Origin of the sequence: Jannaschia sp. W003, assembly GCF_025144335.1 — a bacterium.
Classification (GTDB): Bacteria; Pseudomonadota; Alphaproteobacteria; order Rhodobacterales; family Rhodobacteraceae; genus Jannaschia.
Map to the genome: position 1 here is coordinate 2,573,254 of NZ_CP083539.1, position 23,971 is coordinate 2,597,224.

Genomic DNA, 23,971 nt, shown 5'->3' on the forward strand with positions numbered 1-23,971 from the left:
CGCGCCCTTCTATGGAGGCCCCCGGAGCGGTGCAAGGGGCGCCGAAGGAGGGGCCCGCGGCGCGCATTCCGGCGCCGCGCCGGCGCCCATGCCGGCCCCGCCGCCCGGCCTGGCCGCGCCTAGTAGATGTAGCGGATCTGGTCGGCCCAGAACCGCTCCACCCGGCGCAGGGTGGAGACGATCTCGATCATGTCGGCATCGGTCAGCACGCCCGTGCCGCGGATCCCCTCGGCCTGGCGCCCGAACAGCTCCTGCACGGCGTCGCGCACCGTGCGCCCCTTGGCGGTCAGCCGCACCCGCACCGCGCGGCGGTCGATCTCGCAGCGCTGGTGGTGCATGTAGCCCTGCTCCACCAGCTTCTTGAGATTGTAGGACACGTTGGAGCCCTGGTAGTAGCCGCGCGACTTCAGCTCGCCGGCGGTCACCTCGTTGTCGCCGATGTTGAACAGCAGCAGGCCCTGCACCGCGTTGATCTCCAGGATGCCGAGACGCTCGAACTCGTCCTTGATGACGTCGAGCAGCAGGCGGTGGAGACGTTCCACCAGTTGCAGCCCGTCGAGGTAGCCCGACAGGAAATCCGCCCCGTTGCGCGGCTTGAAGCTTTCTAGGCGGCTCATCGACTTCCCTCTCGGCACCTCTTCGGGGCGAGGGGTCGCAGAACTTTCCTGCGATTTCGTAAAGTCAGCGCGGAATCGCCGCGCGCCGTCCCATCTCCGCCAGGAGCGCGGCGTAGCGCGGCGGCGGCTCGCTCTGCCCCGCCACCCAGGCGTAGAGGTCGTGGTCGGCCTCGCCCAGCACCGCCTCGAAGAGGGCCAGCGCGTCGTCGTCCATGCCTGCCAGCTCCGCGTCGGCGTAGCCGCCGAGGATCAGGTCCATCTCCTTGATGCCCCGCCGCCAGGCCCGGATGCGCAGGCGCTTGCGCCGGGTTTCGGGATCCTCGCTCACGTGCGGTCCATCCGCGCGCGCACGCGGATCTCCAGCTTGCGGATTCGCTCGGCCAGCTTCAGCGCCTCGCGGCGCGCGCCGTCCAGCTCGGCCAGCAGCTCGCCGTCGCCGGGCTGCGCGGGGGTCACGCCCGCGCCCTGTCCCGTCATCAGCCAGATCAGCGAGACGTTCAGCAGCCCCGCCAGCATCTGCACCCGGTTGGCGCGCGGCTCGGCGCGGTCCTCCTCCCAGGCGCGCAGGGTGGTGGCCTTGACGCCGAGGCGCCTTGCCAGCGCCGCCTGCCCCATGCCCGCCGCCTCGCGTGCGCCCGACAGCCGGTCGCCGAAGGTGGTCGCCTCGGGGTCGTACCAGCCCGCGTCTGTGGCCGTGCCGTCGTCCTCGCCGCCGTCCATGGGCCGTCCCTCCACCGCTCGCGCGCCTTGCCGACCCGCGCCGCCCCATCTAGGACGCGGCCCCGAAGCCCCGCAACCGGAGCCCGACCCAATGGCCTTCCTTTCCGACACGCTGGCGCGGGTGAAGCCCTCGCCGACCATCGCCGTCACCACGATGGCCGCCGAGCTGCGCGCCGCCGGCCGCGACGTGATCGGCCTCGGGGCCGGCGAGCCGGACTTCGACACGCCCGAGAACATCAAGGACGCGGCGGTGCGGGCGATCGCGGAAGGAAAGACCAAGTACACCGCGCCCGACGGCATCCCCGAGCTGAAGGCGGCCATCTGCCGCAAGTTCGCGCGCGACAACGGGCTGCACTACGAGCCCGCCGAGGTCTCGGTCGGCACGGGCGGCAAGCAGGTGCTCTACAACGCGCTGATCGCCACGCTGAACCCCGGCGACGAGGTGATCATCCCCGCGCCCTACTGGGTCAGCTACCCGGACATGGTGCTGCTCGGCGGCGGCACGCCCGTGGTGGTCGAGGCCGGCATGGAGACCGGCTTCAAGCTGACCCCGGAGACGCTGGAGGCGGCGATCACGCCGCGCACCAAGTGGCTGATCTTCAACTCGCCCTCGAACCCCACGGGCGCGGGCTACACCGAGGCCGAGCTGCGCGGTCTGACGGACGTGCTCCTGCGCCACGAGCACGTCTGGGTGATGAGCGACGACATGTACGAGCACCTCGTGTTCGACGGCTTCCGCTTCGCGACGCCGGCGCAGGTGGAGCCGCGGCTCAAGGACCGTACCCTCACCGTGAACGGCGTGTCCAAGGCCTACGCCATGACCGGCTGGCGCATCGGCTACGCGGCGGGGCCGCAGAAGCTGATCGCCGCCATGCGGAAGGTGCAGTCGCAGAGCACCTCGAACCCCTGCTCGATCTCGCAGTGGGCCGCCGTCGAGGCGCTGGACGGGCCGCAGGACTTCATCGAGCCGAACCAGGCGCTGTTCCGCCGCCGCCGCGACCTCGTGGTCGAGGGGCTGAACGCCTGCCCCGGCATCGAGTGCCCCGTCCCCGAGGGCGCGTTCTATGTCTATCCCTCGGTCGCGGGCTGCATCGGCAAGCGCTCGGCGGGCGGCGCGGAGATCGCCGACGACGAGGCCTTCGCGACCGCGCTGCTGGAGGAGGAGGGCGTCGCGGTCGTGTTCGGCGCGGCCTTCGGCCTTTCGCCCCACTTCCGCGTCTCCTACGCCACGTCGGACGAGCAGCTGGCCGAGGCCTGCGCGCGCATCAAGCGGTTCTGCGAGGGGCTCACGTGACCGACAAGCCCGCGAACGGCGGCCTGCCACCCTACTACTTCCGCGTGAAGGACAACGGCGCGCTGGTGTTCCGCGTGGACGCCGAGAACCGCCAGCGCCGGCTGGAGCTGGAGCAGATCGCCAACGTCAACGTCAACAACGGCGCGGTGAAGCCCCAGGGCGACACCGAGTTGTCGGAGGCCGACCGCGCCGCCATCGACGCTTGGATGGCCGCGCGCACCGAGGAGCTGGCGCGGCGCGAGGTGGACGACATCCTGCGCACGGTCGACACGCTGAACCTCGCCGCCCACTGGGCGCAGGCCAAGGCCACGGACGCGCAGCTGGAGGCGGTGACCGACCGGCTGCTGATGGCCATGCACGACCTGCGCACCGTCCTGGCCAAGAAGCGCGCCGACCGGGTGCTGGGCGACTAGGCGGCGGCCTCCGCCGGCGCCGCCGGAGCCAGGCGCACGAAGCGCAGCGTCATGGCGATCGCCGCCGCGCCCAGCCCCGTGACCAGACCCAGCCACACGCCCTCGGGTCCCAGCCCCGCCTCGATCCCCAGCAGCCAGCTCGTGGGCATGCCGATCAGCCAGTAGGCGACCACGGCGTAGATCATCGGGCGGTGCGTGTCCTGCAGCCCCCGCAGCATCCCCAGCGCCATGATCTGCGCGGCGTCCACCGCCTGGAACAGGGCGGCCACGATCAGCAGCCGTGCCCCGATGGCGAGGATCACCGGCGCCTGCGGGTCGGCGGGGTCGATGAACAGCGCGATGATCGCGCGGCCCGCCCCGAAGTAGACCCCCATCGACAGCACCACCGCGCCCGCCGACAAGAGGGCGGCAGCCCGCGCCGCCCGCCGCAATTCGACCGCGTCGCCGCCGCCGGCGAAGCGGCCCACGCGCACGGTGGCGGCCTGGCTGAGGCCGAGATGGACCATGAAGGTGGCCGCCGCGACCTGGATCGCGATGCCGTGGGCGGCCAGCGCCTCGGTGCCCAGAAGGCCCATGAGGAGGGCGGAGGCGGCGAAGAGGCCGCTCTCGCTCAGGTGCGTCAGCCCGATGGGCCAGCCGAGGCGGGCGACCCGCACGAACACCTCGCGGTCGAAGCGGTGGATGTTGCGGAAGAGCTCCCACCGGGCCATGCCGGGGCCGCGCGCGGCATAGAGCGCCAGCACCGCCGTCGTCAGCACCTGCACGCCCACCGAGGCGATGGCCGCGCCGCGGATGCCGAGCTCCGGGAAACCCGCGTTGCCGAAGATCAGCAGCCAGTTGAGGCCGACGTTTAGGAGGGCTGCCAGCAGCGTCGACCACAAGACGACGCGCGTGCGCTCCAGAGCCGAGAGGTGCGAGCGCAGGGTGAAGGAGACGAGGGCGGGGACCATGCCGAGGGCGGCGATGCGCAGGTAGGCCTGCGCGTCCGCGGCGAGCATTTCGCCCTGCCCCAGCGCCCGCAGGATCGGCGCCGAGAGGATCAGTGGCGGCAGCACGACGAGGCCCGCCAGGACCGAGAGCCAGAGCCCCATGCGCGTGGCGCGGCGCACCGCGCGCTCGTCGGCGCGGCCCGCGGCATCGGAGGCCATGCCCATGACCGCGAAGGCGAAGCCCGCGCAGAGGAGCAGCAGCGAGAAGAACACGGTGTGCGCCAGGGTTCCGGCCGCCAGCGCCTCGACCGAGTAGCGCCCGAGCATCGCGGTGTCGGTCACGCCGATCAGGATCTGCGCGAGCTGGCTGCCCACGAGGGGCAGGCCGAGGAGGAGTGTGCGGCGGAGGTGGTGCGCGAAGGTCATGGGCCGCCGCTAGGGGCTGGGCGCCGCCCTGTCCATCGCCGCGGGCGCGAAGGCGCCCCCGCCCCCGGGCGCGCGGGACGGCGGCCCCGGCGCGCTCGACCCGGCGCACAGGTTGCATTACCCTACGTCATCAATCCGTGTGCAGGGTCCGGAGTTCGTCATGCGTCTCACGTCATTCCTGTGCGGCCTCGCCGCGGCCACCCTTCTCGTCACGCCCGCGGCGGCCGAGTGGCAGACGGTCCAGTCCGACGGCAAGGCGCGCGCCGTCTACCAGGACGGACGCTACGAGGTCTGGATCCACTGCCGCCGCGGTGCGGGCATGGAGCTCTGGCTCCGGGACCTCACCCTTTCCGGCAACGAGTTCCCGGGCGTCGCCTCGCTGATGATGTGGGTGACGCTGCCCGACGGCCGGACCGATCGCTGGCCGGTCCGCGTGGTGCAGGAAGGGCCCGGCGTCTCGGGGCCGCTGGTGGTGTCGGGGCAGAACCTGGAGTTATTCCGCAACGCCAGCCGCTTCGAGCTGGACTCGCCGCAGACGCGGCGGACGTTCCTGGCGGGCGACATGCGGGGCACCGGGGCGGCGCGCCTCGCGTTCCTGGAGCGCTGCGGGATCTGAGCGGCTGGGACGCTCTGGCAGCAGGCCCCGGCCGCGCGGCGGCCGGGACGCGATGGTGCGGGGGCGGCTTCAGCCGACGATCTCGAGCTCCGAGAAGAAGAACGCGATCTCTTCCGCTGCGGTCTCGGGGGCGTCCGAGCCGTGGACCGAGTTCTCGCCGATCGACAGCGCGAACTCCTTGCGGATGGTGCCCTCGGCCGCATCGGCGGGGTTGGTGGCGCCCATCACTTCGCGGTTCTTCGCGATGGCGTCCTCGCCCTCCAGCACCTGCACCACGATCGGCTCGGAGGCCATGAAGGTGGTCAGTTCGTCGAAGAAGGGGCGCTCCTTGTGGACGGCGTAGAAGCGGCCGGCCTCGTCCTTCGACAGGTGGATGCGCTTCGAGGCGACCACGCGCAGGCCGGCCTCCTCGAACTTGGCGACGATCTTGCCGGTGAGGTTCCGCTTGGTGGCGTCGGGCTTGATGATCGAGAAGGTGCGCTGCGTGGCCATGGTGCTCTCCGTGGGAAATGGTTCGGCGCGGGCGCTAGCAGAGCGGCGGGCGGAGGGAAAGGCGGGGGTGCGGGCGGCGAGTGCGCCCCGGACTTGCTCCGGGGCCTTGGCCTTTCACACGCGCATCGCTCCACCAAGCAACGCGAACGGCACCTACCCGCACGCCCCGGGCTTGATCCGGGGCCTCGACCGACCACGGGCGGTTCGCTCCGCCCCCAGTGCGCCAACGGCGACCGAAGGCCCCGGAGCAAGTCCGGGGCGTGTGGACTCCCGACGGCCCGCACCGCCCCGCACCCGCCCCGCCTTGACGCCGCCCCGCGCCCCGCGCATCTGCGCCCCCATGCTACGCATCGAGGACATCCGCTATTCCGTCGCCGGCCGGCCCCTCTTCGAGGGCGCCTCGGCCGTGATCCCGGACGGCCACAAGGTCGGGCTGGTGGGCCGCAACGGCACCGGCAAGACCACGCTGTTCCGCCTGATCCGCGGCGAGCTTGCGCTCGACGGGGGCGAGATCGCCCTGCCGTCCCGCGCCCGCATCGGCGGCGTGGCGCAGGAGGTGCCGTCGTCGTCCACCAGCGTCCTCGACACCGTGCTCGCGGCCGACGAGGAACGCCACGCGCTCCTGGGCGAAAGCGAGACGACGCGCGATCCGCACCGCATCGCCGAGGTGCAGGCGCGGCTGCAGGACATCGACGCATGGTCGGGCGAGGCGCGCGCCGCCTCGATCCTGCGCGGCCTCGGCTTCGACCCCGAGATGCAGGGGCGCCCCTGCTCGGACTACTCGGGCGGCTGGCGCATGCGCGTGGCCCTCGCCGGCGTCCTGTTCGCGCAGCCCGACGTGCTGCTGCTCGACGAGCCGACCAACTACCTCGACCTCGAGGGCGCGCTGTGGCTGGAAAGCTACCTCGCCAAGTATCCCCACACGGTCATCATCATCTCCCACGACCGGGGCCTCCTGAACCGGGCGGTGGGCGCGATCCTGCATCTCGAGGACCGTGGGCTGACGCTCTACACCGGGACGTATGACCAATTCGTGAAGGCCCGCGCCGAGAAGCGCGCCGGCCTCGCCGCCGAGGCCGCCAAGCAGGAGGCCCGGCGCGCGCACCTGCAGAGCTTCGTGGACCGCTTCAAGGCGAAGGCGTCGAAGGCCAAGCAGGCCCAGAGCCGGGTCAAGATGCTGGAGCGCATGGAGACGGTGCGTGCCCCCGAGGACGCGGCGCGCACCGTGTTCTCGTTCCCCGAGCCGGAAGCGCTCTCGCCCCCCATCCTGCGGCTGGAGGGGGCCGAGGTGGGCTACGACGGGCGTGCGGTGCTGCGGCGGCTGAACCTGCGGATCGACCAGGACGACCGCATCGCGCTGCTGGGCCGGAACGGCGAGGGAAAATCGACGCTTTCCAAGCTGCTGTCGGACAGACTTGAAGTGATGGAGGGCGACCGCCACGCGTCCGGAAAGCTGCGGATCGGCTACTTCGCGCAGCACCAGGTGGACGAGCTGCACCTCGACGAGACGCCGCTCGACCACATCCGCCGCGAGCGGCCCGAGGAGGCCCCGGCGCGGCTGCGCGCGCGGCTGGCCTCGTTCGGCCTCGGGGCCGATCAGGCGGAGGTGGTGGTGGCGAAGCTGTCGGGGGGGCAGAAGGCGCGGTTGTCGCTGCTTCTGGCCACCTTGGACGCGCCGCACATGCTGATCCTGGACGAGCCGACCAACCACCTCGACATCGAGAGCCGCGAAGCGCTGGTGGAGGCGCTGACGGCCTACAGCGGCGCGGTGGTTCTGGTGAGCCACGACATGCACCTCCTGGGGCTGGTGGCGGACCGGCTGTGGAAGGTGGGCGGCGGCACGGTGGCCCCCTACGAAGGCGATCTGGAGACCTACCGCGCCGAGCTGCTGCAGGGTGAGGAACGCCCCGCAAAGGCCGAGAAGCGCAAGGAAAAGCCCAAGCCGAGCCGCGAGAAGATCGCGTCGCTGCGCTCGGAGCTGAAGCGTTGCGAGGAGCGGATCGCGAAGATTGAGGCGATGCGCGACAAGCTGGCCAAGAAGCTGGCCGACCCGAAGCTCTACGACGACGACAAGGTGCCCGAGCTGGAGGTCTGGAACCGCAAGTACGCCGAGGTGAACGAGGCCGCGGACCGGGCCGAGGCCCTGTGGATCCGCGCCGCCGAGAAGCTGGAGCGCGCCGAGGCATGAGGGCCGAATCCGGGGGGCGCCCCCCGTGCACCCCCCGTACGCCCCCCGTGCACACATCCGGCGCCTCCCGCGGGGGCCGCGCGTGACCTCGGCCGAGGCCATCACCGCCTTCACCGCCCTCTTCGTGGTGATCGACCCGATCGGGCTGGCGCCGCTGTTCGTGGCGCTGACGCGGGGGCGCTCGGCGCGGGCGCGGTGGTTCATCGGGCTGCGGGCCTGCGCCGTGGCGGCCGTGCTGCTGATCCTGTTCACGCTCGCCGGCGAGGCGCTGCTGAACTTCATCGGCATCTCCATGCCCGCGTTCCGCATCGCGGGGGGCCTGCTGCTGTTCCTCACCGCGCTCGACATGCTGTTCGACCGCCGCACCAAGCGCCGCGAGGACACCGCCGACCAGCCCCACGCGCCGGGCGACGACGACCCGTCGGTGTTCCCGCTGGCCCTCCCGCTGATCGCCGGGCCGGGCGCGATCGCGACCATGATCCTCTTGGCCGACGGCGCCGACGCGTTCGGCATCGCCGCGGCGATCGGCGTGATGCTCGGCGTGCTCGCCCTCGTGCTGGCCCTGTTCGCGCTGGCGGGGCCGATGGAGCGGCTGCTGGGGCCGGTGGGCACGAACGTGGTCACGCGGCTGCTCGGCATGCTGCTGGCGGCGCTCTCGGTGCAGTTCGTGGTGGACGGCGCGCTGGCGATCTGGTGATCCGGCGCGGGCACCCTAGGTTAGGCCGATGAACGACGATCAGCTCATGCGCCTCCTGTTCCTCGGCATCCTCGGCTCGGTGATCGCGCTGTCGCTCGTGGTGCAGAACCGGCACCGCCTAGGCGCGATGGTCCAGCAGGCGGCGATCTGGGGGCTGATCTTCGTGGGCGGCGTGGTCGTCTACGGCCTGTGGGAGGACATCGCTCGCACCGCCATGCCCCGGCAGACCGTGATCGCCGGGGACGGCGGCGCCTCGGTGGTGGAGATCCCTCGCTCGCGCGACGGGCACTACCACATGGTGCTCGACGTGAACGGCGCGCCGCTGCGCTTCGTGGTGGACACCGGGGCGAGCGACCTCGTGCTGACCAGCGCGGACGCGGAGCTGGCGGGCGTGGACATGGAGACCTTGCGCTTCACGGGCCGCGCCCAGACCGCCAACGGGCAGGTCCGCACCGCCGACGTGTGGCTGGACGCCGTCGCCCTGGGCGGCGTGGTGGACCGCGACGTGCGCGCGGTCGTGAACGAGGGCGAGATGCAGCAGAGCCTGCTCGGCATGAGCTACCTGCAGCACTTCGGGCGCATCGAGATCGAGAACGACCGGCTGCGACTGATCCGCTAGCGGCGCCGGAACGGTCCGTTCAGACCGGGCAGTCGGGGAAGCAGGGCTGCGCGTCGGGCGCAGGGGCCGCGGGCTCGACGATGGGCAGGCCCGGGACCAGCGGCAGCATCGGTGCAGGCGTGGCGCCGGCGGCGGTGGCGAGGGCGACGAGGGCGAGGGCGGCGGAGGCGATGCGCATGGAGCCCAAGCACCGGCGCGGGCGGAAGGTTCCCGCGAATTCGCATCAAATCGGCACGCGGGGGCGTCAGACGTTCCTGGTCGCCTTCTCCTCCCACTTGCCCGACTCCTCGGACCAGTAGCGCGCGCCCACGCCCGCCTCGGTCAGCGCGGTCCACTGGCGGCGGGCCACGGCGAGCGCCTCGCCGTCGGTGCCGTCGAACAGCACCATGACGCGGCGAAGGGGCGCGCATTCCGCCGCCTCCACCTCGGCGCCATCGAGGCTGACGAGGCAGTGCGGGTCGTTGGCCGCGGGTCCGGGCGTCAGCAGCACCGGCTGGAAGGCGTCGGCGCGCCCCTGCCCCGCGAGCCCGTGGGGCAGGAAGCTGTCGGCGCGCCCGAGCCAGAGCTTCTCGTCGAGCCAGCGCAGGCGCTCGGGGTCGGCGCCGCGCACGGCGACGCGCCAGCCCTGCGCGAGCGCGCGCTCCAGCAGGAGCGGCAGCGTCTCCTCCACGGGGCGGCGGGTGAGGTGATAGAAGTAGGCCTCGCCCAACGCCTCAGACCCCGGCGTCTGCGCCCGCCGCGTCGCCGGCCTCGGGGGCCTCGTAGCCGCGCACCATGCGGTCCAGGGCGCGCACGCCCCAGCCGGTGGCGCCGGCGGGTGAGAGGGGGGTGCCCTTCGACACGCTCGCCACGCCGGCGATGTCGAGGTGGATCCAGGGCATGCCGTCCCGCACGAAGCGCTGGAGGAACTGGGCCGCGGTGATCGAGCCCGCGGGCCTGCCGCCGACGTTCTTCATGTCGGCCACGCGGGATTTCAGCTGCTCGTCGTAGGCCCGGCCGAGCGGCATGCGCCAGGCGCCCTCGCCCTCCTGCCGGGCGGCCCGGAGGAAGCGGTCGCAGAAGGCGTCGTCGTTCGAGAAGACGCCCGCGTTCTCGTGGCCCAGCCCGATGATGATGGCGCCCGTGAGGGTGGCGAGGTCGACCATGCCGACCGGCTCGAACCGCTCCTGCGCGTACCACATCACGTCGCACAGCACGAGGCGCCCTTCGGCGTCGGTGTTGATGACCTCGACCGTGTCGCCCTTCATGGAGCGGACCACGTCGCCGGGGCGCTGGGCGCGCCCGTCCGGCATGTTCTCGACGAGGCCCACGAGGCCGACCACGTTGGCCTTGGCGCCGCGGCGGGCGATGGCGTGCATGGCGCCGGCCACGGTGCCGGCCCCGCCCATGTCCATGGTCATGTCCTCCATGCCCGCGGCGGGCTTCATGGAGATGCCCCCCGTGTCGAACACGACGCCCTTGCCCACGAGGGCCAGCGGCTTCTCGGTGCCGCCGCCCTTCCAGTGCATGACCACGACCTTGGAGGGGCTTTCGGAGCCCTGGCCGACGGCGAGGAGGGTGCGCATGCCCAGCTCCTCCAGCTCGGCCTCCTCCAGCACCTCGACCTCGACGCCGAGGTCGCGCAGGGATTCCAGCCGGCGGGCAAACTCGGTGGTGGTCAGCACGTTGGCCGGCTCGTTCACGAGGTCGCGGGCGAGGAACACGCCCTCGGCCGCGGCGGCCATGGGGGCGTGGGCGGCGGCCGCGGCGTCCGCGTCGGAGACCATCGCGGTGATCGGGGCGGCGGGCTCGCGGTCATCGCCCGTCTTGTGGTCGGAGAAGCCGTAGCCGCGCAGCGCGGCGCCGTGGGCGATCTCCGCGGCGGCGCGGTGGCCGCCGGCGAGGACGAGGAGGGGGTGGCGGCCGCGGGCGGCGGCGAGGGCCGCGCCGCCGCGCAGGGCGAGGTCGCGGCCGGCGCGGCGCGGCATGCGCAGGACGAGCACGCTCTCCGCCTCCATGTTCTGCGGGAAGGCCAGCGCCAGCACCTCGCCGTCGGCGAGCTTGGCGAAGCGCTCGCTCTCCACGGCGCGCTTCACGGCGCCGCGGGTGAGGCGGTTCACGCGGCGCGCGCCCGGCCCGAGCGTGCCCTCGGCCGGCACCAGGATCGCCACCGCGCCGGGGGCGGCGCCGAGGGCCTCGAGGTCGACGGGTTGGAACGAGACGGCGGCGGGGGTGGTCATGGGGGCGGCTCCTGCGCGGTTCGGGCCGGACCCTAGGGGCGCGGGCGGCGGAGTGCCAGTGGCCCCCGCGCCCCCTTGGCCCCCCGCGGGGCGGCGGCTAGACGGGAGGCGCGGCAGCCTTCGAGGGAGAGCGATGCGCACCTTCGACCGATACCTCGCGGGGCAGCTGCTCGCCTTCTTCGGCTTCTTCGCGCTGGTGCTGGTGGCCGTCTACTGGGTGAACCGGGCGATCGGCCTGTTCGACCGGCTGATCGCGGGCGGCTCGGACCTCGCCACGTTCCTCGCGTTCACGGCGCTGGCGCTGCCGGCGGTGATCTACGCGGTGGTGCCCGTCGCGGCGCTCGTGGCGGCGCTCTACGGGGTGAACCGGCTGGCGGGCGACAGCGAGCTGGTGGTGGCGCAGACCGCGGGCCTCGGCCCGTGGAGCCTCGCGCGGCCCGTGGCCGCCTTCGGGCTGGCGGTGGGGCTGATGCTGGCCGTGCTCGGCAACCTCCTGGTGCCGCAGGCCCGCACCGCGCTGGCGGAGCGGGGCGAGGCGCTGAGCCAGGACGTCACCGCGCGGTTCCTGAAGGAGGGCGAGTTCCTGCATCCCGGCGAGGGCGTCACGGTCTACGTCCGCGAGATCACGCCCGAGGGCGAGCTGCTGGGGCTGTTCCTGCAGGACCGGCGCAACGCGGCGCTGCAGACCTCCTACACCGCGGAGCGCGCCTATCTGGTCTCATTGGAGGCGGGGCCGCGGCTGGTGATGCTCGATGGCATGGCGCAGTCGCTGGAGGTGGCGGCGCGCGACCTCGTGACTACGACCTTCGACGACTTCGCCTACGACCTCGGCGGCCTGACGGGCACCGAGACCGAGCGCCGCCGCGACCCGCGCGAGCTGGGGACGGTGGCGCTGCTGGGGGCCACCGCGGAGGCGCAGCGGGTCACGGGCGATCCGCCGGCGGAGCTGCGCTACGAGGGCCATGCCCGCATCGCCGATCCGCTGTTCGCCGCCGCGGTGCCGCTGCTGGCGCTGGGGTTCCTCCTGCAGGGGGGCTATTCGCGGCTGGGGCTCTGGCGGCAGATCGGGGGCGCGGTGGCGGCGGCGATCCTCCTGGAGCTGCTGAACAACGTGGCCGAGAAGCGGGCGCTCGACACAGGGCAATGGGGCTGGACCTACGCGCCCGCCCTCCTAGCGGCGGGGCTGGCGGGGCTGCTGCTGGTGCACGCCACCCTGGGGCCGCGACCCCTGCGCCGGCGCCTCGTTCGGGAGCGCGCGGCATGACGCTCGCGCTCTACGTGGCGCGGCGGTTCGCGTGGCTGACGGCGCTGGTGGCGCTGGTGTTCACGGGCCTCCTGCTGCCCATCGACCTGGCCGAGCAGCTGCGCCGCTACGGCGACGGGGCCAGCTTCGCGGACGGGCTGCGGCTCGCCGCGCTGAACCTTCCGGCGGCGATCTCGCAGATCCTGCCGCTGATCGTGATCCTGGCCACCCTCGCCCTGTTCCTGGGGCTCGCGCGCTCCTCGGAGCTGGTGGTGATCCGCGCTGCAGGGCGCTCGGCCTTGCGCGCGCTGATGGCCCCCGTGGCGGCGGCGGCGCTCCTGGGCATCGCCGCGCTTCTCGTCCTCAACCCCCTCGTGGCGGCCACGCAGAAGGCCTACGAGCGCGAGATCGCAGGCTTTCAGGGCGGCATCTCCTCGGTGCTGTCGGTGTCCGAGGAGGGGGTGTGGCTGCGCCAGGGCGACGCGCTGGGCCAGACCGTGATCCGCGCCGCGCGCGCCTCGCTGGATGGGACGGTGCTGTTCGACGCGACGTTCTTGAGCTTCGACGCCCTCGGCGGCCCCACGGAGCGCATCGACGCGATGCGCGCCGAGCTGCAGGCCGACGGCTGGCATCTGGAACGCGCCAAGCGATGGCCGCTGCAGGGCGGCAACCCCGAGGCGCTGGCCCGCGAGATTCCCTTGGCGGTGATCCCCTCGTCGCTGACGCAGGCGCAGATCCGCGACAGCTTCGGCGTGCCGTCCTCGATCCCCGTGTTCGAGCTGCCGCGCTTCATCGCGCAGCTGGAGCGGGCGGGCTTCTCGGCGCTGACGCACCGGGTCTGGCTGCAGATGGAGCTGGCGACCCCGGTGATGCTGGCGGCGATGGTGATGATCGCCGCCGCGTTCACGATGCGCCACAGCCGCATGGGGCGCACGGGCGCCATGGTGCTGGCCGCGCTGCTGCTCGGCTTCGGCGTGTTCTTCCTGCGCAACTTCGCGCAGGTGCTGGGCGAGAACGGCCAGATCCCCGTGGTGCTGGCCGCCTGGGCGCCCCCCGTCGCCGCGATCGGGCTGGCGCTGGGCGTGATCCTGCACCTGGAGGAGGGATGATGCTTCGCCGCACGCTCGTCGCCCTGTGGCTCGCCGCCGCCGCCCCCGCCGCCGCGCAGGAGGCGGCGACGCTGGTGGCCGACTCGATCACCTTCGACCAAGGGAGCCTCGTGGCTTCGGGCGACGTGGAGATCCTGTCCGAGGGGCGCATCCTGCGCGCCCGCTCCGTGCGCTACCTGCGCGACGAGGATCGGCTGGAGGTCGAGGGCCCCCTCACGCTGGTGGACGGGGCCGACCGCGTCCTCGTGGCCGACTTCGCGGCCCTCGGGCAGGACCTGCGCGCCTCGGTGCTGCGCGGCGCGCGGCTGGTGCTGGACCAGCGCCTCCAGATCGCCGCCACGGAAGTCGCGAGCGACGAGGAGGGCCGCTACACGCAGCTCTACCAGGCGGTCGCCTCGTCCTGCGAGGTCTGCCCCGGCCGCCCCGTGCCGCTGTGGCAGATCCGCGCCCGGCGCATCGTGCAGGACCAGCAGGAGAACCAGCTCTACTTCGAGGGCGCGCGCTTCGAGGTCGTGGGCGTGCCGATCCTGTGGCTGCCGCGCATGCGCCTGCCCGGGCCGGGCAACGAGCGGGCCACGGGCCTGCTCGCCCCGCGCTTCTCGTCCGACGACCAACTCGGCTTCGGCGTGACGGTCCCCTCTTTCATTGCGCTGGGGCCGTCGGCGGACCTGACGGTGGCCCCCTACGCCACCTTCTCGGACACCCGCGCGCTGAACCTGCGCTACCGGCAGGCCTTCCGCAGCGGGGCGATCGAGATCAACGGCGCCGTGGCGCGCGACGACGTGCGCCCCGACATCACCCGCGGCTACCTGTTCGCGGACGGCGCGTTCCGCCTGCCGCGCGAGTACCAGCTCGAGTTCGCCATCGAGACGACCTCCGACGACGACTTCCTGCTGGAGTATGACATCTCCGAGGCCGACCGCCTCGAGAGCCGCATCGCCTTGGCCCGCGTGGAGCGCGACAACCGCTTCCTGGCCGAGGCCATCGCCTTCCGCACCCTGCGCCAGGGCGAGACCTCGGACACCCAGCCAACGCGCGTCGCCACGATCACCCGCGAGCAGCGGCGCGACCTTTTCGGTGGCATCGGCTTCTGGCAGCTGGAGGCCCACGGGCGCGAGCGGGCCGCGGGCTTCGAGCCTGTGGGCTTCGGCCCCGGCTCGGCGCGCGACGTGCTGCGCCTGTCGGCCTCGGCCGGGTGGCGGCGCAGCACCGTGCGCGCGGGCGGCATGGTGGTGACCACGCTGGCCGAGATCCACGCCGACGCATACCGCGTCACGCAGGACCCGGCCTTCGACGAGGGCGTGGTCACGGCCCTGACGCCTTACGCCGGCATCGAGGCGCGCCTGCCGCTCGCGCGGGTGGATGCCGACGGGGTCACCCACCTGCTGGAGCCCGTGGCGCAGGCGATCCTGGCGCCCACGTCGCGGGCGCGGGTGCCGAACGAGGACTCGATCACGCCGGAGTTCGACGAGGGCAACCTGCTCGCCACCTCGCGCTTCCCGGGCCGCGACGCGCGCGAGCTGGGCAACCGCGTGAACCTCGGCCTGCGCTACGCGCGCACGGCTCCCTCGGGGCTGCAGCTCGCGCTCTACGCGGGGCGCACGGTGCGCGACCGCGACCTGCGGCAGTTCCCCACCGGCACGGGGCTCGACAGCAAGGCGAGCGACTGGCTGGTGTCGGGCAGCGCGGTGCTGGACGACCGCTTCTCGCTGCTGGCGCGCACGCTCTTCGACGACCAAGCCAACACGTCGCGCTCCGAGGCGATCCTGCGCTCGGACGGCGAGGGCTACGCGCTGGAGACGCGCTACACCTACCTGGAGTCGGACGCGCGCGCGGGGCGCCCGCGCGACACTTCGGAGCTGGCGCTCGACGGCTCGCTGGACCTGAGCCGCGACTGGACGGCCAGCGCGAACTGGCGCTATGACTTCGTGACCGACGACGCCAGCCGCGCGGGCCTCGGCCTCGCCTACCGCTCGGACTGCGTCACGGTCGAGTTCGACGTGGAGCGCCGCTTCACCTCCACCACCACGCTGGAGCCCACCACCCGCTTCGGCCTCTCGGTCGAGCTGGCGGGCTTCGGCGCCGACGCCCGCCCGGGCCGCACCCCGGGGCGCTGCGGAACATGAGGACGACCATGCCGATGAAGACGACGCTCGGGGCGCTGGCGCTCGTGCTGGCCACCGCGATGGCCCCCGCGCCGCCTGCGCTGGCCCAGAACCCCTTCGAGGCCGTGACCACGGTGAACGGCGCCGCGATCACCCGCTTCCAGGTGGAGCAGCGCGCGCGGTTCCTCGGGCTCCTGGGCGCGCCCGACGCCTCGTTCGAGGCGGCGCGCGCGGCGCTGGTCGACGAGACGCTCCAGATCCAGGCCGCGCGGCGCGCCGGGATCGGCGTCACCCCGGCCGAGCTGGACGCGGGCATGGTGGAGTTCGCCGCCCGCGGCGGCCTTTCGCCCGAGCGGTTCCTGGCCGTGCTGGAGCAGGCCGGCATCGCCCCCGAGGCGTTCCGCGACTTCGTGCGCAACGGCCTGCTCTGGCGCGGCTACGTGCAGCGACGCTTCGGCGCCGCCGCCCGCCCCGCCGAGTCCGAGGTGGTGCGGACCCTCGAGGCGGGCGACCCGGCCGAGCGGACCACGGTGCTCCTGTCGGAGATCGCGATCCCCTACGGGCCGGAGAACAAGGCCGAGGTGCTGGCACTGGCCCGGCAGCTCTCGGACGGCCTGCGGGGACAGGAGGCGTTCCAGCGGGCCGCGCGGCAGTACAGCCGCTCGCCCTCGGCAGCGCGCGGCGGGCGCCTCGATCCGCTGCCCCTCGGGCGGCTCGCGCCCCCGATCGCCGCGCAGGTGCTCGCGCTCGCGCCCGGCGAGGTGAGCGAGCCCCTCGACCTCGGCAGCTTCGTGGGCCTGTTCCTGCTGCGCGGCCTCGACGCCGGCGCCGCCCCGACCGCGGCCGAGCCGGTGGAGATCGCCGTGGTCACCGTGCCCGGCCCCCGCGCCGAGGCGCTGGGACGCGCGGCCCGCGTGCGGCAGGACTCCGACCGCTGCGACGACCTCTACGGCACCGCCGGGGGGCTGTCGCTGGCGCGCGAGACCACCACGCCGGGGGCGCTGCCCGCCGACGTGCGCCAGGCCGTCGCCACGCTCGACGCGGGCGAGGCGGCGATCCTCGGCGGCGCGGACGCGGTGCGGCTGGTGATGCTGTGCCGGCGCGGCGCCGCCGCCGCGGTGGACGAGGACGCGCTGGAGCGGATCGGCCGCACCATCCTCAGCCGTCGCCTCGGCACGCTCGCGGATGCCGCCCTCGCCGACCTGCACGTCCGTGCCGACATCCGCTGATCCCGCCCCCGTCGCGGTGACCTGCGGCGAGCCCGCGGGCATCGGGCCGGAGGTGATCGCCAAGGCCCGCGCGCTGGCGCCCGAGGTGCCGTTCTTCGCGATCGGCAATCCCGACCACTTCCGCGGCAGCTCGGCCGAGGTGCGGGTGATCGGCGCCCCCCGCGAGGCGACCGCCGACGCGCTCTGCGTGCTGCCCCACGACGTGCCCGGACCCGCGGTGCCGGGCCGCCCCGACCCGGCGCAGGCCGCGGGCGTGATCTCCGCGATCGCCCGCGCCGTGGCGCTGGCGGAATCGGGCCAGGCCGGTGCGGTCTGCACCGCGCCGATCCACAAGAAGGCCCTGAAGGACGGCGCGGACTTCCCCCACCCCGGGCACACGGAGTACCTCGCCGCGCTCGCGGGCGGCGCCGAGGTGGTGATGATGCTCGCCTGCGACGCGCTGCGCGTGGTGCCTGCCACGATCCACGTCGCCCTCACCCGCGTGCCCGAGGTCCTGACCCCCGCGACGCTGGAGACGGCGCTGCGCGTGACCCACGCGGGCCTGCGCCGCGACTTCGGTGTTCGTGCCCCGCGCATCGCCGTGGCGGGGCTGAACCCCCACGCCGGCGAGGGCGGCACCATGGGCCGCGAGGAGGTGGAGTGGATCGCCCCACTCGTCGTTCGTCTGAGCGAGGAACTGGGCTGCTTCGGCCCCCTGCCCGCCGACACGATGTTCCACGCCGGCGCGCGGGCCGGATACGACGCCGCCGTGTGCATGTACCACGACCAGGCGCTGATCCCGATCAAGACCGTGGACTTCGCGGGCGGCGTGAACGTGACGCTGGGCCTGCCCTTCGTGCGCACCTCGCCCGACCACGGCACGGCCTTCGACATCGCGGGGCGCGGCGTGGCGGACGCGACGTCGATGACCGCGGCCCTGCGGATGGCGTGGGACATGGCGCGGCGGCGCGCCGAAGCCTTCTAGAAGGCTTCGCGGGACGAACTCTTCGCGAAGAGTTCGCGGCGGACCTTTCGCGAAAGGTCCGCGTGCCGTAGCGACGCGCCATGGCCCGCATCGACGACCTTCCCCCCCTGCGCGACGTGATCGCCGCCCACGGGCTGACCGCCCGCAAGGCGCTCGGGCAGAACTTCATCCTCGACCTCAACCTCACCGCGCGCATCGCCCGCGTGGCCGGGGCGCGGGGGGCGCGGGTGCTGGAGGTCGGCCCCGGCCCCGGCGGCCTGACGCGGGGCCTTCTGGCCGAGGGCGCCGAGCGGGTGCTGGCCATCGAGAAGGACGCCCGCTGCCTGGCCGCGCTGGCCGAGATCGCCGACGCCAATCCCGGGCGGCTGGAGGTGGTGCACGGCGACGCGCTGGCGGTGGACCCGGCGGCGCATCTGGAGGCTCCGTGGCGGGTCTGCGCGAACCTTCCCTACAACGTGGGGACAGAGTTGCTCGTGCGATGGCTGACCCCGCCTGCCTGGCCGCCCCCGTGGGAGAGCCTGACGCTCATGTTCCAGCGCGAGGTGGCGCAGCGAATCGTGGCGGCGCCGGGGTCCAAGGCCTACGGGCGGCTGGCGGTGCTGGCGCAGTGGCGCTGCGACGTGGAGATCGCGCTGAGCCTGCCTCCCGAGGCCTTCGTGCCGCCGCCCAAGGTCCACTCGGCCGTGGTGCACCTGCGCGCCCTGCCCGCCCCGCGCTTCGAGGCCGATGCGGCGGTGCTGTCGCGGCTGGTGGCGGCGGGGTTCGGGCAGCGACGCAAGATGCTGCGGGCCTCGTTGCGGGGCGCGGTGCCGGACGTAGAGGATGCCCTGCGCGCCGCGGGCCTCGCGCCCACGGACCGGGCCGAGGTGGTGCCGCTGGAGGGCTGGTGCGCGCTGGCCCGCGTGGTGGCGGGCTAGCGGATCAGGCCTCTTCGGCGGGGCTGGATTCGGGGGCGGTGCCATCAGGCTTGGGGGCCTTGCGGCGGGTGCGGCGACGGGGCTTCGGCGCGCCGTCCTCGCCGTCGGCGGTCTCGGGCTGGCCGCCGGCGCGGGCCTCGGGGGTCTCCACGAGGCCGGAGTCGCCGTCGGCCTCGATCGCCTCGCCGCCCGCATCGGGCTGGGCGCGATCGCGACCGCGCCGGCGCCCCGAGTCACCCTGCGCGTCGCCGTCGTTCTGCTGGCCGCCGCCCTGGCCGCCCTGCGGGGGCTGGTTCCGGTTGTCCTGCCCGCCGTGGTGCTGCTGGCCGCCGCCGTTGGACGAGCGGTCCTGCCCGCCGCCGCCCTGGTTGCCACCGCCCCCGTGACCACCCTGGCCGCCCTGCTGGTTGCCGCCCTGGCCGCCACCTTGCTGGTTGCCCCCCTGGCCGCCCCCCTGACCGCCGCCGCCCTGCCGGGCGTCCATCTCGCGCTGGGCCGCGGCGAGCATGCGGGTGTAGTGCTCGGCGTGCTGCTGGAAGTTCTCGACGGCGACGCGGTCGCCGGAAAGCTGCGCGTCGCGGGCGAGCTGGTTGTACTTCTCGATCACCTGCTGCGGGGTGCCGCGAACCTTGCCCTCGGGACCCGAGCTGTCGAACACGCGGTTGATGATGTTGCCGCCGGACGGCCGGTTGCGGTTCTTGTTCCGCGAGCGGGACTTGGAGCTTCTCATACGGTGCTTTCGCAGGCTTTGCCTTGGACCCTGCCCTGCCCTTGCGGCGGGTCGTCGGGGGTCCCGGTGTCACTGGACGGCGGCACCGGGAGCATCGCGCGGTCGCGCGGGCCACATCCGGTCCGTGGCGCGGTTATGGTCCGCGCCCGCGCGCGTTACAAGCCGGAATCCCGTGCAGCGGGCGGTTTTTCGCCCCGAACCACGCGGTTTCGCCCGTCCAGGTCGTCCAGCACCGCGATGCGTGCGAATCCTGCCGCCGCGAGCAGCTCCGACACCGCCGCGGCCTGCGTCGGCCCAATCTCCAGGAGGAGCCGGGCGCCGGGGGTCATGCGCGCGGGCGCTTCGGCGGCGATCCGGCGGTAGGCCCCCAGTCCGTCGCCCCCCGGCGTCAGCGCGCCGCGCGGCTCGAAGCCGAGTTCCGGAGCAAGCGCGGCCATCTCGGCTTCGGCGACGTAAGGGGGATTCGACACCACGAGGTCGAACGCGCCGTCGATGCCGTCCAGCCAGTCGGCACGCGCGAATTCGGCGCGCGCGCGCAGGCCCAGCGCGTCCGCGTTGCCTCGCGCGACGGCGAGCGCGGCGTCGGAGACGTCGGTGCCGAGGCCGGTGGCGTCAGTGCGCTCGGCCAGCAGCGACAGGAGGATGCAGCCCGAGCCGGTCCCGAGGTCGAGGACGCGGCGGAAGGGCCGCTCGAGCGCCGCCTCGACCAGCCGCTCGGTCTCGGGGCGCGGATCGAGCACGTCGGCCGTAACGCGGAACGCGTGGCGCCAGAAGTCGCGGCGGCCGAGGATGTGGCTGACGGGCTCGCGCGCCGCGCGGCGCGCGACGAGCGCCTCGAAGCCCTCGGGGTCGGGCACGGGATCGACGTCGAAGAGGGTGCCGGCGTGGTGCTGGAGGAGGCGCCGGGCGTCGGTGAACGGGTCGGGCACGCCGGCCGCGGCCAGCCGGACGCGCGCCCGGGCCAGCGCGTCGCGCGCCGTCACCCCTCCATCTCGGCCAGCTGCCGGGCCTGGGCGTCGGCCGTCAGCGCGTCGATCACCTCGTCGAGATCGCCCCCCATCACCGCGTCGAGTCGGTAGAGGGTGAGGTTGATCCGGTGGTCGGTCATCCGCCCTTGCGGGAAGTTGTAGGTCCGGATGCGCTCGGAGCGGTCGCCACTGCCTACTTGCGCGCGCCGGTCGGCGGAGCGCTCGGCGTCGGCGGCGGCGCGCTGGGCCTCGAAGAGGCGCGCGCGCAGGACGTTCATGGCGATCTCGCGGTTGCGGTGCTGCGACTTCTCGGAGGACGTCACGACGATGCCCGTGGGCAGGTGGGTGATGCGGACGGCCGAGTCGGTGGTGTTGACGTGCTGCCCGCCCGCCCCGGAGGCGCGCATGGTGTCGATGCGGATGTCGGCGGCGGGCACGTCGATCTCGACCGCCTCGGCCTCGGGCAGCACGGCGACGGTGGCGGCCGAGGTGTGGATGCGGCCCCCGCTCTCGGTGGCGGGCACGCGCTGGACGCGGTGCACGCCGCTCTCGAACTTGAGGCGCGCGAACACGTTCTCGCCCTCGATCCGCGCCACCAGTTCGCGCACGCCGCCGAGGTCGGACTCCTGCCGCTCCACCACGTCCACGCTCCAGCCGCGCGCCTCGGCGTAGCGGCGGTACATGGACTCCAGGTCGCCCGCGAAGAGCGCCGCCTCCTCGCCGCCCGTTCCGGGACGGATCTCGAGGATGGCGGGCCGGGCGTCGGCGGCGTCGCGCGGCAGGAGCGACAGGCGCAGGGAATCGGCGGCGGCCACGGCGCGGTCCTCGAGCGCGGGCAGCTCGGCCTCGGCCAGCTCGCGCATCTCGGGGTCGGCCAGCATGGCGCGGGCGTCGGCGATCTCGCCCTGCAGCGCCTGCCAGGCAATCGCCTCCTCGGCCACGGGCTTGATCTCGGCATACTCGCGGGTGACGGCGGCGATCTCGCCGGGGTCCATCACGGACTGCATGCGCGCCTCGAGATACTCGAAGCGGGCGACGATCTGGTGCAGGCGGTCCTCGGGGATCATGGGCGGGCCTTGGCGTCCGGCGGGCGTCCGGTCAAGGGCGCGCTCGCCCGGTTGCGGGGAACGTGCTAGGATGCGCCATGCGAAGCGCGGCACTCATCGTCCTGCTCGGCGCCCTGCCCGCGGCCGCGGACGGCGTCGTCCCGGCGGCCACGGGCGTGGACTGCTACTGCACCGACTCCGCGGGGGAGCGCGTGGAGATGGGCGAGACGGCCTGCCTCACCGTCGGCGACCGCAGCTTCCTCGCCCTGTGCGACATGAGCCTCAACGTCCCCATCTGGCGCGACACCGAGCACGGGTGCGTGTCCGGGTGAGCGGCGTCCCGGGATCGGTCCGGTGGACCGATCCAGCCGCGAACGCCGAGGCCAAGCCGCGGCAGGCGGCGCCCGTCGGCTCCTCTGACGAAGCGCCTCCCCGCCTACTCTCCCTCGAACACACCCAGCCACCGATCCATCCGGGCCGCGTTCACCCCCATGTCCGCGTAGCCGAAGCGCGAGCGGCTCCAGATCGCCAGCTCGGCGCCCGCGCCGTCCGGGCGGGCGGCCACCGACACCACGTCAGGATAGCCGACGAGGCTGGAGCGCTGGACGTAGGTGACGCGGCCCTCGTCGGGCGCGCCGGCGAGGCGCACGGTGCGTGGCTCGGCGGTCGCGGCGGCGTCGAGGCGGGCGAGCGCCTCGGCGGGCGGCAGGGCGACGCGAAGCGCGGGCCGCTCGCCGCCCGGACCCGCCAGCGCGTCGTTGGGGCGCCCGCTGCGGGCCGGCGCGAACGGATCCGCATGCCACAGCGCGGGATCGAGCGGCGCGGCCCGCACGAACAGGAGCGCGAGGAGGGTCGAGAGGGCGAGGGCCCCGAGGGCGATCTGGAGCGTGGTCATCCCGGGCATCTAGCCGCGCGGGCCGGCGGGTGCGAGCGCGAACGCCCCGGGGGCGCCCGCTCCCCGCCCCGCCCGTGCCACGCGGGGCGGGGAGTGGTGCGGGTGAAGGGACTCGAACCCCCACGCCTCGCGGCGCCAGAACCTAAATCTGGTGCGTCTACCAGTTCCGCCACACCCGCACGCGGGACGCCTTAGCAGCCGCCTGCGCCGCCCGGAAGGCCCCGAAGGAACTCCGCCCCGGCCCCGAAGAGTCCCGACCCCCGCCCCAATCGCGCCCAAGTTCGCCTGCATCCCTGTCTCATCCGCCTAACAGCACTCATCGCTCGGGGGAGCACAGACCATGACCATGCAGCTTCGCATCAACGCCGCCGACCTCATCGAGCGCCACGACACCGTGCCCGCCGGCGCGGAGGCCGGGATCGGCGTGAAGGGCGGCATCGCCCGCGGCACCGTGATCCTCACCGCCCGCGGCGAGGTTCCGGTCGAGGCGCTGGTCGCCGGCGACCGGGTCATCACCCGCGAGCGTGGCATGTCGGTCCTGCGCGCGGTCGAGCACGTCACCAGCCCCGCCGTCACGGTCCGCACCGACAGCCTCGGCTTGGGCCGCCCCGAGCGCGACACCACGGTCGCCGCCGACCAGCACGTCACCCTGCGCGACTGGCGCGCCGAAGCCCTGTTCGAGGCCGAAGCCGCGCTGGTCCCCGCCGCCCGTCTCGCCGACGGCCGCCAGATCGCCTGCTTCGGCGAGGCCGAGTTCGTGCGCCTCGACTTCGGCACCCCCCTCACCGTCTACGCCAACGGCCTCGAGACGCCCACGGGCCGCACCGAGGACGGCGTGATCGAGATCTCCGCCGCCTGACCCCCCTCCGCCGGCGGTTTTCGGGCGCCCGCTCCGCACGTCGCGGGGCGGGCGCTCCGCGTTCAGGGTTCCGCAACACTTCGGGGCCTAGATGGGCGCGACGGGCGGGCCGCATGCCCGCCGCGACCGAGGGGAGCAGGCGCATGGCACGACAGGCGGACGAACGCGCGGCGGCGCCCCGTGCTTCCGCGGCCCCTCTGCGCCGCCCCGGACCCGCCCTCCTCGGGGGCACCCGCATCCTCGCCGCCGCCGGGGAGTGCTCCGTGGAGGCGCTGCGTCCCGGCGACCGGGTCGTCACTCGCTGCCGCGGCATGGCCGTCGTGCGCGCGGTGCACCGCGTCCGGCTCGCGCCCGGCGCGGCGGTGGTGCGCATCCCCGCCGGCGCGCTCGGACGCGGCCGCCCCGAGCGGGACGTCGACCTCCTGCCCTCCCAGCCCGTCGTGCTGCGCGACTGGCGCGCCCGCGCGCTGTTCGGCACCGCCGAGGCGCGCGTCGCCGCCGCCCGGCTGGTGGACGGTCGCGTGATCCGCCTCGCGCCGGGGGACGGCGCGGCGGCCTTCGCGGTGGTGCTCGACGTGGGGCTGGTGCTGATGGGCGAGGGGTTGGAGCTGGTCTCCGCCGCGCCGGACGCAGTGTCCGCGCCCGGGCGGTAGCAGGCGCGGCGACCCTGGCGGCC

The 23,971-nt window shown here is 73.9% G+C and carries 27 protein-coding genes and 1 tRNA gene; 15 read left to right on the forward strand and 13 right to left on the reverse strand.

Annotated elements, in window-relative coordinates:
• Positions 1–119: 119 nt before the first annotated feature.
• The 3 genes from K3554_RS12615 to K3554_RS12625 form a co-directional block, all read right to left on the reverse strand.
• Positions 120–617: a MarR family winged helix-turn-helix transcriptional regulator gene (locus tag K3554_RS12615; protein ID WP_259940761.1), complete on the reverse strand. Its 498-nt coding sequence runs from the start codon at positions 615–617 to the stop codon at positions 120–122.
• A gap of 64 nt (positions 618–681) precedes the next feature.
• Complete coding sequence (locus tag K3554_RS12620; protein WP_259940764.1) at positions 682–945, reverse strand: succinate dehydrogenase assembly factor 2; 264 nt, start codon at positions 943–945, stop codon at positions 682–684.
• A complete protein-coding gene (locus K3554_RS12625) occupies positions 942–1,337 on the reverse strand; it encodes a helix-turn-helix domain-containing protein (protein WP_259940767.1) in 396 nt (131 codons plus the stop codon). The genes K3554_RS12620 and K3554_RS12625 overlap by 4 nt, the downstream gene beginning before the upstream one ends.
• Positions 1,338–1,428: 91 nt before the next feature.
• Between K3554_RS12625 and K3554_RS12630 the strand changes: the two genes are divergently transcribed.
• Complete coding sequence (locus K3554_RS12630) at positions 1,429–2,631, forward strand: pyridoxal phosphate-dependent aminotransferase (protein WP_259940769.1); 1,203 nt, start codon at positions 1,429–1,431, stop codon at positions 2,629–2,631.
• Positions 2,628–3,044, forward strand: a complete 417-nt coding sequence (locus K3554_RS12635) for a hypothetical protein (protein WP_259940770.1) — start codon at positions 2,628–2,630, stop codon at positions 3,042–3,044. Before K3554_RS12630 ends, K3554_RS12635 begins: the two co-directional genes overlap by 4 nt.
• Here K3554_RS12635 and K3554_RS12640 read toward each other — a convergent pair.
• Positions 3,041–4,399 carry an MATE family efflux transporter gene (locus tag K3554_RS12640; RefSeq protein WP_259940772.1) on the reverse strand — a complete coding sequence of 453 codons (1,359 nt, stop codon included), beginning with the start codon at positions 4,397–4,399 and terminating at the stop codon, positions 3,041–3,043. The two genes, K3554_RS12635 and K3554_RS12640, sit on opposite strands and share 4 nt — an antisense overlap.
• Positions 4,400–4,559: 160 nt before the next feature.
• Between K3554_RS12640 and K3554_RS12645 the strand changes: the two genes are divergently transcribed.
• Complete coding sequence (locus tag K3554_RS12645) at positions 4,560–5,015, forward strand: hypothetical protein (protein WP_259940774.1); 456 nt, start codon at positions 4,560–4,562, stop codon at positions 5,013–5,015.
• A gap of 69 nt (positions 5,016–5,084) precedes the next feature.
• On the opposite strand, the gene ndk is transcribed toward K3554_RS12645, so the two are convergent.
• Positions 5,085–5,507 (reverse strand): nucleoside-diphosphate kinase, encoded by a 423-nt coding sequence (ndk, locus tag K3554_RS12650; protein ID WP_259940775.1) that lies wholly within the window; start codon positions 5,505–5,507, stop codon positions 5,085–5,087.
• A 340-nt stretch (positions 5,508–5,847) separates the two neighbouring features.
• Here ndk and K3554_RS12655 point away from each other — a divergent pair, with 340 nt between their 5' ends.
• From K3554_RS12655 to K3554_RS12665, 3 genes are all read left to right on the forward strand, one after another.
• Positions 5,848–7,695, forward strand: a complete 1,848-nt coding sequence (locus K3554_RS12655; protein ID WP_259940776.1) for an ABC-F family ATP-binding cassette domain-containing protein — start codon at positions 5,848–5,850, stop codon at positions 7,693–7,695.
• Between the two features lie 82 nt (positions 7,696–7,777).
• Positions 7,778–8,392 (forward strand): MarC family protein, encoded by a 615-nt coding sequence (locus K3554_RS12660; RefSeq protein WP_259940778.1) that lies wholly within the window; start codon positions 7,778–7,780, stop codon positions 8,390–8,392.
• Between the two features lie 28 nt (positions 8,393–8,420).
• Positions 8,421–9,011 carry a TIGR02281 family clan AA aspartic protease gene (locus K3554_RS12665; protein ID WP_259940779.1) on the forward strand — a complete coding sequence of 197 codons (591 nt, stop codon included), beginning with the start codon at positions 8,421–8,423 and terminating at the stop codon, positions 9,009–9,011.
• A 19-nt stretch (positions 9,012–9,030) separates the two neighbouring features.
• On the opposite strand, the gene K3554_RS12670 is transcribed toward K3554_RS12665, so the two are convergent.
• The 3 genes from K3554_RS12670 to K3554_RS12680 form a co-directional block, all read right to left on the reverse strand.
• Positions 9,031–9,189, reverse strand: a complete 159-nt coding sequence (locus tag K3554_RS12670) for a hypothetical protein (RefSeq protein WP_259940781.1) — start codon at positions 9,187–9,189, stop codon at positions 9,031–9,033.
• Positions 9,190–9,255: 66 nt separating this feature from the next.
• The gene (locus tag K3554_RS12675; protein ID WP_259940783.1) at positions 9,256–9,720 is read right to left on the reverse strand and encodes a DNA polymerase III subunit chi; all 465 of its coding nucleotides are present in this window, start codon (positions 9,718–9,720) and stop codon (positions 9,256–9,258) included.
• A gap of 4 nt (positions 9,721–9,724) precedes the next feature.
• Positions 9,725–11,230: a leucyl aminopeptidase gene (locus K3554_RS12680; RefSeq protein WP_259940785.1), complete on the reverse strand. Its 1,506-nt coding sequence runs from the start codon at positions 11,228–11,230 to the stop codon at positions 9,725–9,727.
• 133 nt (positions 11,231–11,363) lie between these two features.
• Between K3554_RS12680 and K3554_RS12685 the strand changes: the two genes are divergently transcribed.
• The 6 genes from K3554_RS12685 (at position 11,364) to rsmA (ending at position 18,797) form a co-directional block, all read left to right on the forward strand.
• Positions 11,364–12,494, forward strand: coding sequence for an LptF/LptG family permease (locus tag K3554_RS12685; RefSeq protein ID WP_259940787.1), 1,131 nt, complete (start codon positions 11,364–11,366; stop codon positions 12,492–12,494).
• A complete protein-coding gene (gene lptG / locus K3554_RS12690) occupies positions 12,491–13,582 on the forward strand; it encodes an LPS export ABC transporter permease LptG (protein ID WP_259940789.1) in 1,092 nt (363 codons plus the stop codon). The genes K3554_RS12685 and lptG overlap by 4 nt, the downstream gene beginning before the upstream one ends.
• On the forward strand, positions 13,582–15,708 hold the full coding sequence (locus tag K3554_RS12695; RefSeq protein ID WP_259940791.1) for an LPS-assembly protein LptD: 2,127 nt from the start codon (positions 13,582–13,584) through the stop codon (positions 15,706–15,708). Before lptG ends, K3554_RS12695 begins: the two co-directional genes overlap by 1 nt.
• 8 nt (positions 15,709–15,716) lie before the next feature.
• The gene (locus tag K3554_RS12700; RefSeq protein WP_259940794.1) at positions 15,717–16,916 is read left to right on the forward strand and encodes a peptidylprolyl isomerase; all 1,200 of its coding nucleotides are present in this window, start codon (positions 15,717–15,719) and stop codon (positions 16,914–16,916) included.
• Positions 16,873–17,880, forward strand: coding sequence for a 4-hydroxythreonine-4-phosphate dehydrogenase PdxA (gene pdxA / locus K3554_RS12705; RefSeq protein WP_409197315.1), 1,008 nt, complete (start codon positions 16,873–16,875; stop codon positions 17,878–17,880). The genes K3554_RS12700 and pdxA overlap by 44 nt, the downstream gene beginning before the upstream one ends.
• Positions 17,881–17,960: 80 nt before the next feature.
• Entirely contained in the window at positions 17,961–18,797 is an 837-nt protein-coding gene (gene rsmA, locus K3554_RS12710) for a 16S rRNA (adenine(1518)-N(6)/adenine(1519)-N(6))-dimethyltransferase RsmA (RefSeq protein ID WP_259940800.1), read from the forward strand.
• Between the two features lie 4 nt (positions 18,798–18,801).
• Here the strand turns inward: rsmA and K3554_RS12715 are convergent, their stop codons facing one another.
• The 3 genes from K3554_RS12715 to prfA all read right to left on the reverse strand — a co-directional run bounded on the left by K3554_RS12715 (position 18,802) and on the right by prfA (position 21,562).
• On the reverse strand, positions 18,802–19,527 hold the full coding sequence (locus K3554_RS12715; RefSeq protein ID WP_259940803.1) for a DUF4167 domain-containing protein: 726 nt from the start codon (positions 19,525–19,527) through the stop codon (positions 18,802–18,804).
• 155 nt (positions 19,528–19,682) lie between these two features.
• Entirely contained in the window at positions 19,683–20,510 is an 828-nt protein-coding gene (gene prmC / locus K3554_RS12720) for a peptide chain release factor N(5)-glutamine methyltransferase (protein ID WP_259940806.1), read from the reverse strand.
• The gene (prfA, locus tag K3554_RS12725) at positions 20,507–21,562 is read right to left on the reverse strand and encodes a peptide chain release factor 1 (protein WP_259940809.1); all 1,056 of its coding nucleotides are present in this window, start codon (positions 21,560–21,562) and stop codon (positions 20,507–20,509) included. The genes prmC and prfA overlap by 4 nt, the downstream gene beginning before the upstream one ends.
• A gap of 77 nt (positions 21,563–21,639) precedes the next feature.
• On the opposite strand from prfA, the gene K3554_RS12730 reads away from it, so the two are divergent.
• Positions 21,640–21,873 (forward strand): hypothetical protein, encoded by a 234-nt coding sequence (locus tag K3554_RS12730; RefSeq protein WP_259940811.1) that lies wholly within the window; start codon positions 21,640–21,642, stop codon positions 21,871–21,873.
• 104 nt (positions 21,874–21,977) lie between these two features.
• Here K3554_RS12730 and K3554_RS12735 read toward each other — a convergent pair whose 3' ends face one another.
• Positions 21,978–22,436 (reverse strand): DUF1499 domain-containing protein, encoded by a 459-nt coding sequence (locus K3554_RS12735; RefSeq protein ID WP_259940813.1) that lies wholly within the window; start codon positions 22,434–22,436, stop codon positions 21,978–21,980.
• A gap of 94 nt (positions 22,437–22,530) precedes the next feature.
• Positions 22,531–22,615, reverse strand: a tRNA-Leu gene (locus K3554_RS12740).
• A gap of 161 nt (positions 22,616–22,776) precedes the next feature.
• Between K3554_RS12740 and K3554_RS12745 the strand changes: the two genes are divergently transcribed.
• Positions 22,777–23,295 carry a Hint domain-containing protein gene (locus K3554_RS12745; protein ID WP_259940815.1) on the forward strand — a complete coding sequence of 173 codons (519 nt, stop codon included), beginning with the start codon at positions 22,777–22,779 and terminating at the stop codon, positions 23,293–23,295.
• Between the two features lie 143 nt (positions 23,296–23,438).
• Positions 23,439–23,948, forward strand: coding sequence for a Hint domain-containing protein (locus K3554_RS12750; RefSeq protein ID WP_259940816.1), 510 nt, complete (start codon positions 23,439–23,441; stop codon positions 23,946–23,948).
• Positions 23,949–23,971: the final 23 nt, after the last annotated feature.

What these genes read in the sequence shown, in the direction of transcription:
- K3554_RS12615 (WP_259940761.1), bottom strand. Translation starts at nt 617, where the DNA reads ATGAGCCGCCTAGAAAGCTTCAAGCCGCGCAACGGGGCGGATTTCCTG.
- K3554_RS12625 (WP_259940767.1), bottom strand. Translation starts at nt 1,337, where the DNA reads ATGGACGGCGGCGAGGACGACGGCACGGCCACAGACGCGGGCTGGTAC.
- K3554_RS12630 (WP_259940769.1), top strand. Translation starts at nt 1,429, where the DNA reads ATGGCCTTCCTTTCCGACACGCTGGCGCGGGTGAAGCCCTCGCCGACC.
- K3554_RS12640 (WP_259940772.1), bottom strand. Translation starts at nt 4,399, where the DNA reads ATGACCTTCGCGCACCACCTCCGCCGCACACTCCTCCTCGGCCTGCCC.
- K3554_RS12645 (WP_259940774.1), top strand. Translation starts at nt 4,560, where the DNA reads ATGCGTCTCACGTCATTCCTGTGCGGCCTCGCCGCGGCCACCCTTCTC.
- ndk (WP_259940775.1), bottom strand. Translation starts at nt 5,507, where the DNA reads ATGGCCACGCAGCGCACCTTCTCGATCATCAAGCCCGACGCCACCAAG.
- K3554_RS12655 (WP_259940776.1), top strand. Translation starts at nt 5,848, where the DNA reads ATGCTACGCATCGAGGACATCCGCTATTCCGTCGCCGGCCGGCCCCTC.
- K3554_RS12665 (WP_259940779.1), top strand. Translation starts at nt 8,421, where the DNA reads ATGAACGACGATCAGCTCATGCGCCTCCTGTTCCTCGGCATCCTCGGC.
- K3554_RS12670 (WP_259940781.1), bottom strand. Translation starts at nt 9,189, where the DNA reads ATGCGCATCGCCTCCGCCGCCCTCGCCCTCGTCGCCCTCGCCACCGCC.
- K3554_RS12680 (WP_259940785.1), bottom strand. Translation starts at nt 11,230, where the DNA reads ATGACCACCCCCGCCGCCGTCTCGTTCCAACCCGTCGACCTCGAGGCC.
- K3554_RS12685 (WP_259940787.1), top strand. Translation starts at nt 11,364, where the DNA reads ATGCGCACCTTCGACCGATACCTCGCGGGGCAGCTGCTCGCCTTCTTC.
- lptG (WP_259940789.1), top strand. Translation starts at nt 12,491, where the DNA reads ATGACGCTCGCGCTCTACGTGGCGCGGCGGTTCGCGTGGCTGACGGCG.
- K3554_RS12695 (WP_259940791.1), top strand. Translation starts at nt 13,582, where the DNA reads ATGCTTCGCCGCACGCTCGTCGCCCTGTGGCTCGCCGCCGCCGCCCCC.
- K3554_RS12700 (WP_259940794.1), top strand. Translation starts at nt 15,717, where the DNA reads ATGCCGATGAAGACGACGCTCGGGGCGCTGGCGCTCGTGCTGGCCACC.
- pdxA (WP_409197315.1), top strand. Translation starts at nt 16,873, where the DNA reads ATGCCGCCCTCGCCGACCTGCACGTCCGTGCCGACATCCGCTGATCCC.
- rsmA (WP_259940800.1), top strand. Translation starts at nt 17,961, where the DNA reads ATGGCCCGCATCGACGACCTTCCCCCCCTGCGCGACGTGATCGCCGCC.
- K3554_RS12715 (WP_259940803.1), bottom strand. Translation starts at nt 19,527, where the DNA reads ATGAGAAGCTCCAAGTCCCGCTCGCGGAACAAGAACCGCAACCGGCCG.
- prfA (WP_259940809.1), bottom strand. Translation starts at nt 21,562, where the DNA reads ATGATCCCCGAGGACCGCCTGCACCAGATCGTCGCCCGCTTCGAGTAT.
- K3554_RS12730 (WP_259940811.1), top strand. Translation starts at nt 21,640, where the DNA reads ATGCGAAGCGCGGCACTCATCGTCCTGCTCGGCGCCCTGCCCGCGGCC.
- K3554_RS12735 (WP_259940813.1), bottom strand. Translation starts at nt 22,436, where the DNA reads ATGACCACGCTCCAGATCGCCCTCGGGGCCCTCGCCCTCTCGACCCTC.
- K3554_RS12745 (WP_259940815.1), top strand. Translation starts at nt 22,777, where the DNA reads ATGACCATGCAGCTTCGCATCAACGCCGCCGACCTCATCGAGCGCCAC.
- K3554_RS12750 (WP_259940816.1), top strand. Translation starts at nt 23,439, where the DNA reads ATGGCACGACAGGCGGACGAACGCGCGGCGGCGCCCCGTGCTTCCGCG.